The organism is Mucilaginibacter angelicae, from assembly GCF_042434235.1.
Classification (GTDB): Bacteria; Bacteroidota; Bacteroidia; order Sphingobacteriales; family Sphingobacteriaceae; genus Mucilaginibacter; species Mucilaginibacter angelicae.
This window is the reverse complement of the sequence record NZ_JBHLTS010000022.1, coordinates 934,684-949,992: the sequence shown is the minus strand read 5'-3', so window position 1 is coordinate 949,992 and position 15,309 is coordinate 934,684. Positions and strand designations below refer to the sequence as shown.

The window sequence follows — 15,309 nt, the reverse complement described above, 5'->3', positions numbered from 1 at the left end:
TTAATATTTTAATAACCTTTATCCTGTTTATTTGCAGCGAAAAATTTTAGGAGTATGGCACCATCTCAATATAATCCGAAAGCTGTGGTTGATGAAGTATTTTCGTTATACGAAAAATTTGGCGATGCCGATTATATAGGAGAGCCTGTTTCGCAATTGGAGCATATGTCGCAGGCTGCATCACTGGCCCAGGCCGAAGGCTATGATGACGAAGTAGTGCTTGCCGCATTTTTTCATGATATAGGCCATCTTTGTGCCGATGCTGAAGAAGCAGGCAGCATGGATGGTATGGGCAATGTTGACCATGAGCAGCTGGGTGCCGACTACTTGCTTGAGCGCGGCTTTTCTGAACGGGTTGCCAATCTGGTACAGGGCCATGTGATTGCCAAAAGATATCTTACCTATAAATATCCCGAATATTATAACCGCCTTTCGGATGCCAGCAAAACGACACTTGAATTTCAGGGGGGCGTGATGACTGCCGAGGAAGCTGCCGAATTTGAATTGAACCAGGATGCAGAACTGATTATCAGGTTGCGCTACTGGGATGACATGGCAAAGGAAATGCACGTGCCTGTAAATAACATAGATCACTTAAAAGCTATGGCCCTGGCGCACCTGCAATTGGTGAATGGGTAAACGTCATATTAAGTTTTTGTGACTAATTTATAACCTGTTTGTTACAAAAATCGCCTGCTTAACACAGGGTGAACATCAAATTAAGTATAGCTTAATACTAAATTGGTTTACTAATAATAAACAAAGTTTAGTATTGCTGTATGAAAAAATCAAATATTTCACCCTTAAACTTTAGCAGATGAACAAGATTTACCAGAGATTAAGAGCCGTAATAACGGTTTTATTATTTTGCGTAGCTCCATCTATTTTATTCGGACAAACCAAAATAAGCGGTACTGTTACCGATGACCAACACTTGCCGCTGCCTGGCGTAAGTGTAAAGATCAAAGATCAGAACAAAGGCACCGTTACTGATATTGACGGTCATTACAGCATTACTGCAAATGCAGGCCAAACGCTTATTTACTCGTTTGTAGGTTATGCGCCTGTTTATGTAGTGGTTGATAATAAAACAATTATAAACGTAAGCCTGATTGGCGACAGCAAAGCCCTTAACGAGGTTGTTGTAACAGCCCTTGGTGTTAAAAAAGAAACCAGGCGTATCGGTTACTCAACCCAATCAGTAAATGGTGCTGATGTTACTACCGCCCGCGACCCTAACCCTATTACAGGTTTAACAGGTAAAGTGGCTGGTTTATCAGTAGGGCCATCGGCCGAGTTATTGGGTAATCCTTCTGTATTAATCAGGGGTAACGCGCTTTCATTATATGTAGTGGATGGTTTTCCTATTAATACTGATACCTATAACATCAGCCCTGATGACATTGAAACTTACACCGTGTTAAAAGGCCCTTCGGCTGCGGCACTTTACGGTAGCCGTGCACAAAACGGTGCGATTTTGATCACCACCAAAAAAGGCGAGAAAAACAAAAAAGGTTTAACGGTTGATATAAACAGCAGTACGGTAATGAACACCGGCTTCCTTGCTTTCCCGCGTACACAAAGCTCATTTGGTCCGGGCGAAAACACCTTTTATACCTTTGTTGATGGTAAAGGTGGCGCACCAGGTGGTGTGGATAGTGATTATGACGTTTGGGGCCCGTATTTTGCAGGTCAGTTGATCCCTCAGTATGACAGCCCGGTTGTTAATGGCGTTCGCCAGGGTACTCCGTGGGTTGCACGTGGTAAGGACAACCTGAAAAACTTTTTGCAAAAGGGCTACCAATTCAACAACAACATTTCATTAGGTTCGGTTGGTGATACTTACGTAACCCGTTTTTCGGTTTCACAACAGCACCAAACAAGCTATATCCCTTCTCAATACCTGGATATAGCCAATGCTAACTTTTACGCTCAATTCACTCCTACAAAACGTTGGAAATTTGAAGCTAACGTTGATTTCAACAGGCAATCAACTGATAACTTTCCAGACGTACAGTACGGCCCTAACAGTATCATCTATAACATTGCTGTATGGACCGGCGCCGATTGGAATATCAACGCACCTGATATCAAAGCTATTTGGCAGCCAGGTAAAGAAGGCGTACAATCGGTGTTTGCCGAGTATACCCGTTACCATAATCCTTACCTGTTAACAGAAAAATGGACACGCGGGCACTACAAAAATGACGTTTATGGTTACTTGTCAGGAAACTTCAAGATCAACGATAACTTAAACGTTACTTTACGTTCACAAATTGATACTTATAACATCCTGCGTACTGAAGACCTGCCATTCTCGGCCCACCCTTACGGTCGTGAAGGTAACCAGGGCGATTACCGCGAAGACCGCCGTAACCTGTTTGATAACAACACCGAGTTATTTGTTAACTATAACTACACTATCAAAAACTTCGTGAATTTATCAGGTTTAGTTGGTTCAAACCTGCGCAGCTTCAACTACAACTCAAGCTGGACATCAACAGATTATTTGAACGTACCTGAAGTTTATGCTTTCAGTAACTCAAAAAATGCTGTTCAGTCAACCAACTTCTCATCCGCAGAGCGTGTACTAAGCGGTTACTACTCAATTGATGCTACATTTGGTAAATATGCTACCTTATCAAGCACCGGCCGTGTAGATAAATCATCGGCTTTCCAAAACGTAACTACCTATTACTATCCAAGTGTATCGGCAGCAACTGTAATTTCTGATTATATTAAACTGCCCGAAGTTATATCGTTCTTAAAAGCAAGGGCATCTTATTCAACAGTAAAAGCCGATGCTTCAAGCCCAACCATTGGCCCTGCTCCTTTTAATGCAATTTCGGTTTACGGCGGTTCAACTACTACCAGCAACCCAAATTCAAATCCGTTATTCTTAAACCCGCTTGGTTACGGCAGTACTTATAACTCGCCTTATAACGGCCCAAGCTATCAGCTTAACCCATTCTATTTAACAAGCAAACCATATAACAGCCAGCCTGCAGCCTCTGCATCTGACTTTTTATACCAAAACAACATCAAAACCTCAACCCGTGTTAACTACGAGGAAGGTTTCGATATCAAATTTTTGCAAAACCGTTTAGGTTTATCGGCAACGACGTTCCAGTACATCGACGGTCCGCAGATTTTGGCTAACTCTATCTCAACATCTACTGGCTACACTACTTTATATCTTAACGCTTTAAAAACCAAGAAAACCGGTTACGAGTTTTCATTGGAAGGCACTCCGATCAAAAACCTTGGCGGCTTTGGCTGGAATGTTTTAGTTAACGTATCAACCTTTAAAGACGTTTACGAAGAACTGCCTCCGGGTCAGGATTCTTACCAAACTTTCTTCAAAAAAGGCGATCGCACCGATAAACTATATGGTACTGCTTTTGCCAGAACACCAACAGGACAGATCATTAATGATGCTGCCGGTAAACCATTGGCATTGCCGGTACCACAATATTTAGGTAATGAAAATGCCAAATACTCATGGAGCTTTGCCAACAAATTGCATTACAAAAACTTTAACCTGGGTTTCCAGTTTGATGGTTCGGTTGGTGGTGTGATCATCGATTACATGCACAATAAAACCATGCGTGGTGGTGCTAACATTGAAACCGCAACAGGTGCACTTGGTGATGCCCGTTATAAAGACTGGCAAAACTTTGGTAAAAAAGGTTATAACGGCAGCTATGTAGGTGAGGGTGTAACTGTATCAAACGGTGCAGCTATCAACTACGATCCTGCCACGGGTAAAATTACCAACTATGGTGCTTTACAATATGCTCCTAATAAGCAAACAGCATTGGTACAGGATTATGTAAGTAAATATTACAATGTTGATGAATCAAACTTGATGAGCAAAACCTTCTCAAAACTTCGTGAAGTAACGCTTGGTTATGATTTCCCTAAAGCATGGCTTGATAAATCATTCATCAGAAAAGCATCGGTATCGGTTTATGGCCGTAACCTTTTATACTTCTACGGAGACAAACGCTTCAAGGATGTGGATTTAGATCAGTATAACTATGCTACTTCTTCAACTGTATTGCAGTCGCCTACAGTACGTAGCTATGGTTTTAACTTAAATGTATCATTCTAATAAAACATACGATGATTATGAAAAAGATATTTAGAATTTTAATACTGCCGGCGTTTGCTTTGCTAACAGTAACCGGATGTAAAAAAAGTTTTGAGGACCTTACCAAAAATAATAATGTACCAAGCGTTGTTCCGGCATCGTTATTATTCAATGGCATCCTCAACAAAATGGCCGATTTGCCTCAATCAGAAGATGAGATCTACGGCCAGTATTACATTTATAACTATGATTATTATGGTAATAACCGTTATGATGGCTTTGCCAACGGTGGCGACAATTACTACAATACGTTAAAAAACGTAGTAGTTATGGAGCAACGTGCTGCAGCAACCGGTGGTGCGGCTGTAAATCCATATGAGGCTTTGGGTAAATTTTTCAGGGCCTACTTCTTCAGCAAAATGAGCCTGGAAGAAGGTGATATCCCAATGACCGACGCGTTAAAAGGTTTGGATAACCTTACTCCGAAATATGATGCGCAGAAAGACGTAATGGTACAGTGTTTGGCATGGCTTGAGGCTGCAAATACCGATATGACAGCGCTGATTGCTAATCCGAATGCAGGAGGTACAGGTGTTGGTGCTACATTATCAAATGATATTTATTTTGGTAATGATCTTTCAAAATGGCAAAAAACAGTAAATACCTTCCGTATCAGGTTGTTGCTTGAATTAAGTAAAAAAACTGCCGATATTGATGTAAAATCGCAGTTTGCTGCTATTGTTGGTAACCCGGCTAAATATCCTGTCATGACCAGCTCTGACGATAACCTGCAATATAAGTTTGTAGCACCAAGTAACTACTATCCTCAAAACCCTGATAACTTTGGTCAAAACGGATCAAGGCAAAATTCATCAGCTACCTATATAGGTTTGCTTACTAATTTGAAAGATCCAAGGGTTTTTGTAACTGCCGAGCCTTCACGTTACCTGGTTGATACCCTGAAACAAAGCCCAACAAGCTTTAATTCATTTGTTGGTGCTGATCCGGGCCTTGACCTTGGTGTGATGTACAACAACGCAACTTTACAGCGTTATTCATTCATCAACCGTAAACACTTCTATTCAACTTATATCGGTGAGCCAAGCATCCAGATCGGTTACCCTGAACTGATGTTCAACATTGCCGAAGGTATTAACCGTGGTTGGGCTTCAGGCAATGCTGAAACCTATTATGTTAACGGCATCCAGGCATCGTACCAATATTACGGTATCCCAACAGTTGCCGGTGCAAGTATCTTCTCTGCCTATTTTTACAGACCAGGTGCAACAAAAGGACCTGCTGATCAGTCAAGTTATGACGTGTTCCCGGTTACTGTAAACTGGACAACGTATTATGCACAACCAACTGTAAAATACGCCGATGGCACAACAGGTCTTACTCAAATATTACAGCAAAAATATCTTGCCATGTTCCGTCACTCAGGTTTAGAGGCTTACTTTAACTACCGCCGTACCGGTGTCCCAACCTTTACTACAGGGCCAGGTACAGGTAATAGCAGCCGTATCCCTAAACGTTTTGAGTATCCAACGTCAGAACGTACCGTTAATGCTACAAATTATAAAGCTGCATTAACAAACCAGTATGGCGGCACTGATGACATCAATGGTGTTATGTGGTTGCTTAAATAACTGAATCGTAATTAATACTATATAAAGGCCCCTTAGTTGGGGCCTTTGTTCATTAAACAAAACCTATGAAAAAGCTAATCTTAATGGTGCTGTTTGCAGCATCTTTTACAACACTTTTTGCGCAAACGCACAAAACACAAAATGTGGTGATTGTAACTATCGATGGACTGCGCTGGCAGGAAGTTTTCCGTGGTGCGGATTCGGCAATTATCAACTCCAATGATACACAGGACAAAAATGCGGCGCGTAAAAATTTCTGGACGGATGTTACAGCTGATCGTCGTAAATTGCTCATGCCTTTTTTCTGGAGTACCTTGGTTGAAAAAGGGAAATTGTATGGCAACCGGGATCTGGGCAGCAAGGATGAAGTTGCCAATCCATATCATTTTTCATATCCGGGATATAATGAAATATTTACCGGTTTCCCTGATAGGCGGATGAACACCAATGAGGCTATTTACAATCCTAATATGAACTTACTTGAGTTTTTAAACAAGCAAAAAGGTTTTGAAAACAAAGTGGCTGCATTTGCATCATGGGAGCGCTTTTCGCAGATCCTGAGCCCTAAACGTGCCGGTATTTTAGTTAACGCCGGTTTTATGCCTTTGGATGTTCCTGGTATGAACGACCGCCTGAAACACCTGAATGAACTGCAGCTGGAAGTCCCTCGTTATATCAGCGATTCAACCCGGATCGATTTTCTGACGTTTGAGTTTGCAAAAAACTATATGATGCAGTACAAGCCGCGCGCACTATATGTTTCATTCGATGAGCCGGATGATTTAGCCCACGCAGGCAATTACGGATTTTATCTTGACCGTGTTAAGCAGGAAGATGGTTTTATAAAACAGCTTTGGGATTATATACAAGCCGATCCAATGTATAAAAATAAAACTACCCTGATCATTACTTGTGATCACGGCAGGGGCGACGAGCCAATGAAAAAATGGCACGATCACGGATCAGACGTATTACATTCGGAGCAAACCTGGTTTGCGGTTATCGGCCCTGATACCTCCGCCTCAGGCGAAATGAAACTGCCCGAAACAACTTATCATAAACAACTGGCCCAAACTATAGCCAATTTATTGGGCTTTGATTTTAAAGCTGCTGCCGGTCATGAGGTAGGCGATGCTATAGGTAGTGTTACAGGCAAATAAACTATACGTTATAACGGTAAGTATTTAAAAGAGTGGACGATGAACAAAGTATTTTTAGCTACCGCGATTTTAACGAGCACAATTTGCGGCGTATTTGCCCAAAAGCAGGTAAGTATTTTGCAGGTGCCGGGCGTTAACGAGTATTGCAACATAAATACAAACGGTGCTTCGGTTTTGCCAAGCGGTAGATTTATAACGCCGGCGGGTAAAACATTGCGTATTACGCATGATCCCTTCGGTTTATCAATATCGCCCGATGGGAAAAAGGCCGTTACCTTACATAACGGAGTGATTACCATTATTGATCTGGCTACTATGGATGCTGTCAGGGTACCCAGCTACGATAAAACTATCAAATCCCCTTTAAGTAACGGATCATTTTTGGGTGTCGCTTTTTCGCCCGATTCAAAAACACTGTACCTCAGTGGCGGAGATAATGGAGCCGTTATTATTTATGATGCTGAAAGATTTAAAAAGATCGATTCACTCTCGCTAAACGGGAAAGTGGGTAATAAAGATTATGACGACAGCTTTACGTCTGACTTGTTGTTAAATGCGGAAAATAATGAATTACTGGTTTTAGATCGTGGCAACTTTCGCCTGGTGCGCATTGACCTGACAACAAAAAAGATTACCGCTTCGATAGATGCTGGCCGGCAACCATTTGGGCTTGCGCTTAGTCCGGATAAAAAAACTGCGTTTGTGGCAAATGTGGGTATGTATGCCTATCCGCTGATAAAAGGTGCAACGCCTCAAAATGCCGATTCGATCATGATCTCCCGGCACCCTTATGGTGATAATACAAAGGAATCGCGGGAGGGAACAGAGATTGAAGGCCGTAAAATACCCGGTGTGGGTGACCCTTTATCGCCGGAGGCTATGAGTGTTTTTACTATTGACCTTGCAACCAATAAGGTTGTTGATAAATTTAAAACCGGGCACCAGATAGGCCAAATGCTGGAAGACGCCGAGGTAACCGGAGGTGCAAGTCCTAATTCGATAGCTGTTGGTAGCAGCTATGCCTATGTTACCAATGCTACCAATGATAATATCACGGTCATCGATTATAAGAACCATAAACTTTTAGGTGATATACCCATCAGGGTAAATAGCCGGATTGATAAGTTCAGGGGATTATTACCCTTTGGCATTAGCTTAAGTAAAGACGAAAAAACTTTATACGTTGCCTTATTGGGCTTTAATGCGGTTGCTGTAATTGATATTGCCACCCGAACAACTAAAGGTTTAATACCAACCGGCTGGGGAACATCAAGGGTAAAACTGTCTGCAGATGAAAAGGAGATGTATATCACTTCCTGCCGCGGTTACGGAGCAGGACCAAATGGGGGCAGCGGTTTTGTTGCGCCACCACAGGGTACGTATATTGGCGATATCCAACTGGGGACATTTCAAAAAGTAGCTATGCCCGATGGTGCCCGGCTGGCAGCTTATACGCAACAGGTTATTAATAATACCTTTGTAAGCAAAAGCGTTGCCACCGATACTAAAAATCCATTACCCGTATTGCCTGGCGCGTCGCCAACTCCGATAAAGTATATTGTTTACATTACCAAAGAAAATCGTACCTACGACGAGGTTTTTGGCCAGCTTAAAAATGCCAGGGGCGATAGCACCCTCGCCCGTTTTGGCATTAATTGCGAATATACCCTGCCCGATGCTTTGCGGGTGAAGTTTCCGGGGCTAAAAGTTTCGCCAAATCATATTAAGGCAGCGCAGCAATTTGCATTTTCTGATAACTACTATTGCGATAGCGATGCATCCATACACGGGCATCACTGGATGATGGGTGTTATTCCAAACGAATGGGTAGAAGCAAATTCAAACGTAAGCAAAACTGCAAAGTTGTTTTCTAATGCACCGGGCAGGCGCTTTCCGGGGTCAACAGGAAGTATGGATCCGGAAGATTATGCCGAAACTGGAGGCTTATGGGAAGCCCTGGAACGTAAGCATGTTGACTTTTATAATTTTGGAGAGGCTAATGAAACCGCTCATGTGCGCGAAACATGGGAAGATACCAATACAGGTGCTGCCCACCTGGTTATGGTACCTATGCAAAGAGCTTTATTTACCCGTACAAGTCATAATTACGCAGGCTTTAATACCAACATCCCCGATCAGTTTAGGGTTGAGCAATTTAAAAGTGAGTTCACCAAAATGTGGATCACCGGTAAAAAGAAAATGCCATCGCTCATCACTATGCAGGTCCCTAATGATCACGGCGCAGACCTAAGGCCCAAAGATGGTTATCCGTATCGCCAATCTTACATGGCCGATAATGACCTGGCTGTAGGTCGCATACTTGATTTCCTGTCGCACACCAAATACTGGAAAAATATGCTGGTAATTATTACTGAAGATGATCCGCAGGGCGGCGTTGACCATGTGGATGCCCATCGTTCCATTCTGATGCTGGCCGGTCCGTATGTTAAGAAGGGTTATGTAAGCCATACCCATGCCAATTTTGGTTCGATATTAAAAACCATTTATAACGTGTTGGGTGTACCATATGTAAACCAGTATGATGTTACCGCATCCTTATTGCAGGATTTTTTTACCGACAAGCCCGATTATACCCCGTACACTTTTGATAAAAGTGATACCCGGGTATTCGATACTAAAAAAGCGATGGCCCGCTACAGCAAAAACACCAACTGGCGCAAAATCAAAAAAAGTGTCGAGATGGATGACGAAGACAGGGAGCGCGAAGATCATTATAAACAAAAAGGGAAAAAAACCTCGGGCACTATAGTTAATTAAAAATTCTTTATCTCCTTAAAAACATGCAATTTTCATTGATTTCATTCATTGCTCTTATTTTGAGTACAGGTTTTTTTAATCCAAACCCTGCCCCGAAATCAAAACATAAGTTTATAATCGCAGCTCACCGGGGAGATCATGTGATATACCCCGAAAATACGCTTGAGGCCTACCAGCAAGCCATCAAAAACGAGGCAGATTATGTAGAGATTGACCTGCGCACCACCAAAGATGGCGAACTGGTAAGCATGCATGACGGCAGTATTAACCGCATGACCGATGGCAAAGGCCAGCTGAAAGATTTTACGCTTGCCGAATTGCTGCAGCTAAAAGTAAAGAGTAAGGATACCTCGGGTAAAGAGACATTCCGGATTCCGACTTTTAAACAAATCCTGAAATTGTGTAAAAACCGGATAGGGATCTATCTTGATTTTAAAGCTGCCGATCCGGAACAGGCTTATCAAATGATAAAAGAATATGGCATGGAAAAGCAGGTGCTGGTTTATATTAACAGTGCCGCTCAGTTTACAGGCTGGCGCAAAGCTGCCCCTAAAATGCCCTTGATGCTGAGCCTGCCCGATAGTGTTAAAAATACTGCCGGTATGAAAAGTTTTATTGATCAGTATCATCCTGATATTTTGGACGGAGGGTATAGTCAATACACCAGTGATATGGTTGCATTGGCCGGTGAATACCACATCCCGGTTTGGCCGGATATCCAAAGCGCTGGTGAAGGGCCTGCCGATTGGAACAAGGCACTTGCCGTAGGCCTGAAAGGTTTGCAAACAGATCACCCCGCAGCTTTGGTGAAATTTTTGAAGGAGAAGGGGCTGCGGTAAGGGCTAAATATAAAACTATGTCATTGCGAGCGAAGCGCGGCAACCGCACGGAAGCATATCCGCCCTGTATAGTATGCGATTGCCACGCTTCGCTCGCAATGACATTTATGCTATTTTCTTAATCCTTAATTAACATCACAAGGCTACCTTTGCTAATAAAATAAGAACCTATGACCTCGCGCCGCGAATTTTTCGGTACAGCCTTAACAGGTGTAGCCGCCCTAAGCCTTTTACCTGCAGTTAACAGTTTTGCTGCCGAAAATAACCGGTATAGCCGCGGCACCAATGCTAAGCTTAAATTGAGGTTTGCCCTGGCATCTGATATCCACTACGGGCAGCCGGAAACTGATTTTGCACTGCACACAGGCAACATGATTAAGTGGCTTAACGAAGATCATAGCAAAAACCACCTTGATTTTGTAATCGTGAATGGCGACCTGGTACATAATCGCCCGGACCTGCTCCCGGAGATCAAAACCAAATACCTTGATAAGTTAAATGTTCCCTACCATACCATCCCCGGCAACCATGATTTTGCCGACGCCACTGTTTGGAAGAACGCCTTTGGTTATGAAGATAAATACACGGTAGAGTTTGGTGATATCGCTTTTGTACTGGCCCATACTGCCGATACCAAGGGTATTTATACCTGCCCCAATAATGCTTTCCTCAAAGCATCCTTAGATAAATTTGCTGATAAGAAGATCGTTTTTGTGGTGCTGCATATCCCGCCTACTAAATGGGTGAAGAACGATGTATTTGTTGATTGCCCCGAAACCATTGAATTATTGCACGCTTATCCTAACGTAAAAGCTGTTTTTCACGGACACGACCACCTTTTGGATGGTGTGCGCTATACTGATAAGCTTCCTCATTTTTTCGATTCGCACATAGGCGGCGACTGGGGTACCGATTACAAAGGCTACCGTATAGTTGAAGTTGATGAGCAAAATGCCATCTACACATACCAGGTAAACGCCAGTAAAAATCCGGTGCTTAATTCGGCTAAGCTTTAATATCGGCTTTTACTTTTTGTCATTCTGAGGAACGAAGAATCTTCTTCACCCTGTAAATTCCGTTTTTAGCGCAAGTCTTGTGTGTGGGATATAAGCGCGGATGACTTGTGCTTTTCTGAATGTTGTCCTTTTTTGGCGCAAGTGTTGTGCGATGGTTGCGGGGATGCTCACTTATGCTGGTCCGAATGCCCTCTAAAAAAATTACAGCTTAATAGATAACCCGGTTATAAGTTTCTATAGAGTAGAAGGCACAAGTTATCCCGGCACAGGCAATCGCACAAAACTTGCGCCAGCTGGAAAGGTAGTTATTTATTAACGCTCCATCGGATATTTAAGCCCTATTTGGTTGCGGGCCTGATCTATCATGGCAATCATTTGCCGGGATAGTTCATGGGGGAGTACCGGGCTTTCAGTTTTGCCTTGTTTTATGAGCTCGCAAAAATGGATGATCTCGTAGTTGAGCCCCCCAGCGGTAAATGGTTCATCCAGTTCTACCGTGCGGCCATCAAGGTAGCTGATAGTTGCTTTTGCAGGGTTCCACCAGTTTTTGTGGATGGTTATGTGCCCCAGCGTGCCTGTTATAAGCGCGTCGCCTTTGCCATGCATATCAAAGCCGCAATAAAGCTGGGCGTAACCGTTTTGATGTAGTGTTTGAAAAATGGCAAACATGTCAATCCCTGTTTCGCTAAACCTGCCCATGGTTTGGATCTCCTGCATGGGGCCAAGCCAGTCGAGCGCTAAAAAGGCTTCGTAAATAGCAATGCCCATCAAACTGCCTCCAACAAGTTCAAGGTTATAATTCGGATGATCGGGTGGGCAATCGGCCACGGCAGAGCCAGCCCTTACATAACCCACGGGGCCAATCGGGTCATTAACCAGGTATTCCTTTAGCTTGCTATACAGTGGGAAAAACGGAGGCTTCATTCCTTCCATAAAAAGCAAACCTGTTTGTTTTACAACTGCAAGCACCTCATCCAATTCGGTAAGGTTAACTGTTACGGGTTTTTCACAAAGTACATGTTTGCCGGCTTTAAGGGCCGCTATACTATAAGCGGCATGGCTATCCGGCAAAGTTGCAATATAAACGGCGTCAATATCGCTGGCCAGTAATTCCTCAATGCTGGTACAGGCCAGGCCGCCATACTGTGCAGTAAAGGCAGTAACAGTTTCCGGTCGCCGGGAATAGGATGCCACAAGCTCCACATCCGGTACAGCCGTAAATCCCTGCATAAACCTGTGCGCAATGCGTCCGCAGCCAATGATGCCCCATTTAATCATAAGTTTTTAGTTCTAAAGTAGGAGTCTGTTTACTATCGTCATTGCGAGGAACGAAGACAACCTACCGAAGGGAGCTCATTAATACCTATAGAAAACAAATTATAGCCATTAATAATCCCCGATTAGCAGAGCCGCCCTGTATAGTTCGCGATTGCTTCGTTCCTCGCAATGACGTCTTTTTTACCAATCATCGAAAATATCGCTTTAAAAACAAAAGTCCCGAGTCAATAATATATTATTACTTACTCAGGACTTTTGACTTAGTGCTTAAGACTTCCGACTTAAGACCACCCTATTATTGATATTGAATGTAAATCGGGTATGGTTTGTATCTTGATAAAACCTCTTCAGGAGTTAGCATGTGATGAGGTGCTTTTTTAATATCGTTTTTGTAAAACAGCTTAAAGCCTGTAAACTGCACCGGCTCCTGGTTAATGAAGTAGCGGTAGGTGCCTGTTTTCAAATCAGGTTCGCCCCAGCCGTCCATATCCATTACCAATTGAACTTCAGGGTGTAATTTGATGTTTTTGTAGTTGGTTACCATCTTTTTAGTAAAGCGGTGAACGATAAGGATTTTTGGCGGCAGGCCGTTTTTCTTAACAATTTTGGTAAGGTAATCTGATACATAGTTGATATCATCTGCATCATAAGTACCTATTTTTTTGCCCGGGTGGGTTCCGTCCTTCATTGAAAATTCTGGGTCCATACCGAAATGTACTTGTGGTAATTCCAGGTATTTTTCAAGCAGCGGTAATTCTGCACGGATATTGCTTAAAGCTACCTGAACATCTAAAAATACGATGGCATGGGCTTTTTTAGCCAGTACCAATACACTGTCAATCTGTTTAAAAGGCATCCGGTAGCGGAATTTTCCGTCTTTGCCACCATCGCCCTGGGCTACAACTGCTATGTAATGCAGTGCAGGTTGTACCGGAGTTTTAGGATCAGCTTTTTCCCAGTGTTTTACTTCGCCCTTAAGTTTGGCCAGCATTTCGTTTGGCGGCAATTCGCCCAAAATGCCCATCTTTTTTGAGTAAAGGTTACCATAAAAAGCAACCACACGCTTAAATGGTAAAATGGCGCCGCCTATTGGGTAAGGGGTATTTTTTACAGGCCATCTGCCGGTAGTATCGCCATGGGCATTGAACTTCATCAATGAATCGTACAGCTTTTTATCGATAGGAGGATAGTCAGATTTTTTAACGCTGAGTGTATCTGCTGTTTCGGCCTGGGCCGAATCACCTTTAACCGCTGCGGCTGTTTTCTTAGTATCTGTTTTGCTGCTGCCGCTTTGTGAGCAGCTGTTGAGTAATAAAATTGATGACAATACCAGTGAGGCAGATAGTAAGACCGTTTTTAATTTCATATTGATTATTGTTCAGTAAGTAGCAGGTGTATGTAAGGTGTGTTTTAATTAAATTAATTTTCAGCTACTTAATAAAGCAGCAAGCGTGGTTTAGTTGGCGGCAAAGATAGATATTGAAAATTAATTACTTTTAATTTTATGAAACTTTCCAAAAACCCCTAAAGGTAGTTTTGGCCCCGCTGTGGCCTGCAGGTAAAGCTCGCCTATTTCGAGGTTTTGCACCTGCGGGAACGAGCTTTTGATGAGGTTTTCAACTATTACTGATGAGAAGCCAAGCGAGTAAGTATTCAGGATGAGGAAGTGCTCTTCAGGATCGAGCAGTTGGGTTACATCACGCATCATTTCGGTGATGTTATCTTCCAGTTTCCATTTTTCGCCGTTAGGGCCATTACCGTAGGCTGGAGGATCAAGTATAATGCCGTTGTATTTTTTGCCGCGCCTCAGTTCGCGTTTTACAAACTTCAGGGCATCTTCAACTACCCAGCGAATATCTTTAAGCCCTGAAATTTCCTGGTTTTCATTGCCCCAGGTTACTACCTGTTTTATGGAGTCGACATGGGTGGTATCGGCACCGGCTGCCCTTGCAATTAACGAAGCGCCGCCAGTGTAAGCAAACAGGTTAAGTACTTTGGGCTCGGGTGTTTTAAATCTTTTTACGTTTTGGCTGATGTAATCCCAGTTTACAGCCTGCTCGGGGAAGATGCCCACATGTTTAAACGAGGTTAACCCCAATCTGAACTTGATGGCTGCTTCCTTATTTTTATATTCGATATGCCAGCGGTCGGGGGTTTTAGGGTCTTTTTTTACCCATTCACCTGATGTTGCCGAACGGCCTTTAAATTTAATATGATGTAAACGCTGCCACTCAGAAGCGGGCAGGGTTTTGTTCCAAACCGCCTGTGGTTCGGGGCGGATAAGTATAGTGTTCCCAAAGCGTTCCAGCTTTTCAAAATCGCCGCAATCAATCAGCTCGTAATCTTTCCAGTGCGTTGGGGTTAATAGTTGGATCATTTTTGTTCAGTTTGCAGTATGCTGGTTGACAAGTTTGCATGCCCCAGCCAATAAATTGGTTGCAAATATAGTTATTATAAAAATACTGCCGATAACTGCAAACCGCATACTGGCAACTG

At 43.0% G+C, this 15,309-nt stretch carries 10 protein-coding genes; 7 read left to right on the top strand and 3 right to left on the bottom strand.

From position 1 onward, the window contains the following. Nucleotides 1–54: 54 nt before the first annotated feature. From ACFFGT_RS16180 to ACFFGT_RS16150, 7 genes are all read left to right on the top strand, one after another. Entirely contained in the window at nt 55–639 is a 585-nt protein-coding gene (locus ACFFGT_RS16180; protein WP_377023563.1) for a phosphonate degradation HD-domain oxygenase, read from the top strand. 178 nt (nt 640–817) lie between these two features. Next, entirely contained in the window at nt 818–4,114 is a 3,297-nt protein-coding gene (locus ACFFGT_RS16175) for a SusC/RagA family TonB-linked outer membrane protein (protein ID WP_377023562.1), read from the top strand. Nucleotides 4,115–4,131: 17 nt separating this feature from the next. Continuing rightward, complete coding sequence (locus tag ACFFGT_RS16170) at nt 4,132–5,742, top strand: SusD/RagB family nutrient-binding outer membrane lipoprotein (protein ID WP_377023561.1); 1,611 nt, start codon at nt 4,132–4,134, stop codon at nt 5,740–5,742. 65 nt (nt 5,743–5,807) lie between these two features. Further along, a complete protein-coding gene (locus ACFFGT_RS16165) occupies nt 5,808–6,902 on the top strand; it encodes an alkaline phosphatase family protein (protein ID WP_377023560.1) in 1,095 nt (364 codons plus the stop codon). Nucleotides 6,903–6,941: 39 nt separating this feature from the next. Continuing rightward, complete coding sequence (locus tag ACFFGT_RS16160) at nt 6,942–9,680, top strand: hypothetical protein (RefSeq protein WP_377023559.1); 2,739 nt, start codon at nt 6,942–6,944, stop codon at nt 9,678–9,680. A 23-nt stretch (nt 9,681–9,703) separates the two neighbouring features. Further along, nucleotides 9,704–10,519 carry a glycerophosphodiester phosphodiesterase family protein gene (locus ACFFGT_RS16155; RefSeq protein ID WP_377023558.1) on the top strand — a complete coding sequence of 272 codons (816 nt, stop codon included), beginning with the start codon at nt 9,704–9,706 and terminating at the stop codon, nt 10,517–10,519. A 170-nt stretch (nt 10,520–10,689) separates the two neighbouring features. Next, nucleotides 10,690–11,535 carry a metallophosphoesterase family protein gene (locus ACFFGT_RS16150; RefSeq protein WP_377023557.1) on the top strand — a complete coding sequence of 282 codons (846 nt, stop codon included), beginning with the start codon at nt 10,690–10,692 and terminating at the stop codon, nt 11,533–11,535. Nucleotides 11,536–11,847: 312 nt separating this feature from the next. On the opposite strand, the gene ACFFGT_RS16145 is transcribed toward ACFFGT_RS16150, so the two are convergent. The 3 genes from ACFFGT_RS16145 to ACFFGT_RS16135 all read right to left on the bottom strand — a co-directional run bounded on the left by ACFFGT_RS16145 (nt 11,848) and on the right by ACFFGT_RS16135 (nt 15,190). After that, entirely contained in the window at nt 11,848–12,813 is a 966-nt protein-coding gene (locus ACFFGT_RS16145) for a Gfo/Idh/MocA family protein (RefSeq protein ID WP_377023556.1), read from the bottom strand. 295 nt (nt 12,814–13,108) lie between these two features. Then, complete coding sequence (locus ACFFGT_RS16140) at nt 13,109–14,179, bottom strand: hypothetical protein (RefSeq protein ID WP_377023555.1); 1,071 nt, start codon at nt 14,177–14,179, stop codon at nt 13,109–13,111. Between the two features lie 120 nt (nt 14,180–14,299). After that, entirely contained in the window at nt 14,300–15,190 is an 891-nt protein-coding gene (locus ACFFGT_RS16135) for a class I SAM-dependent methyltransferase (protein WP_377023554.1), read from the bottom strand. Between the last annotated feature and the right edge of the window lie 119 nt (nt 15,191–15,309).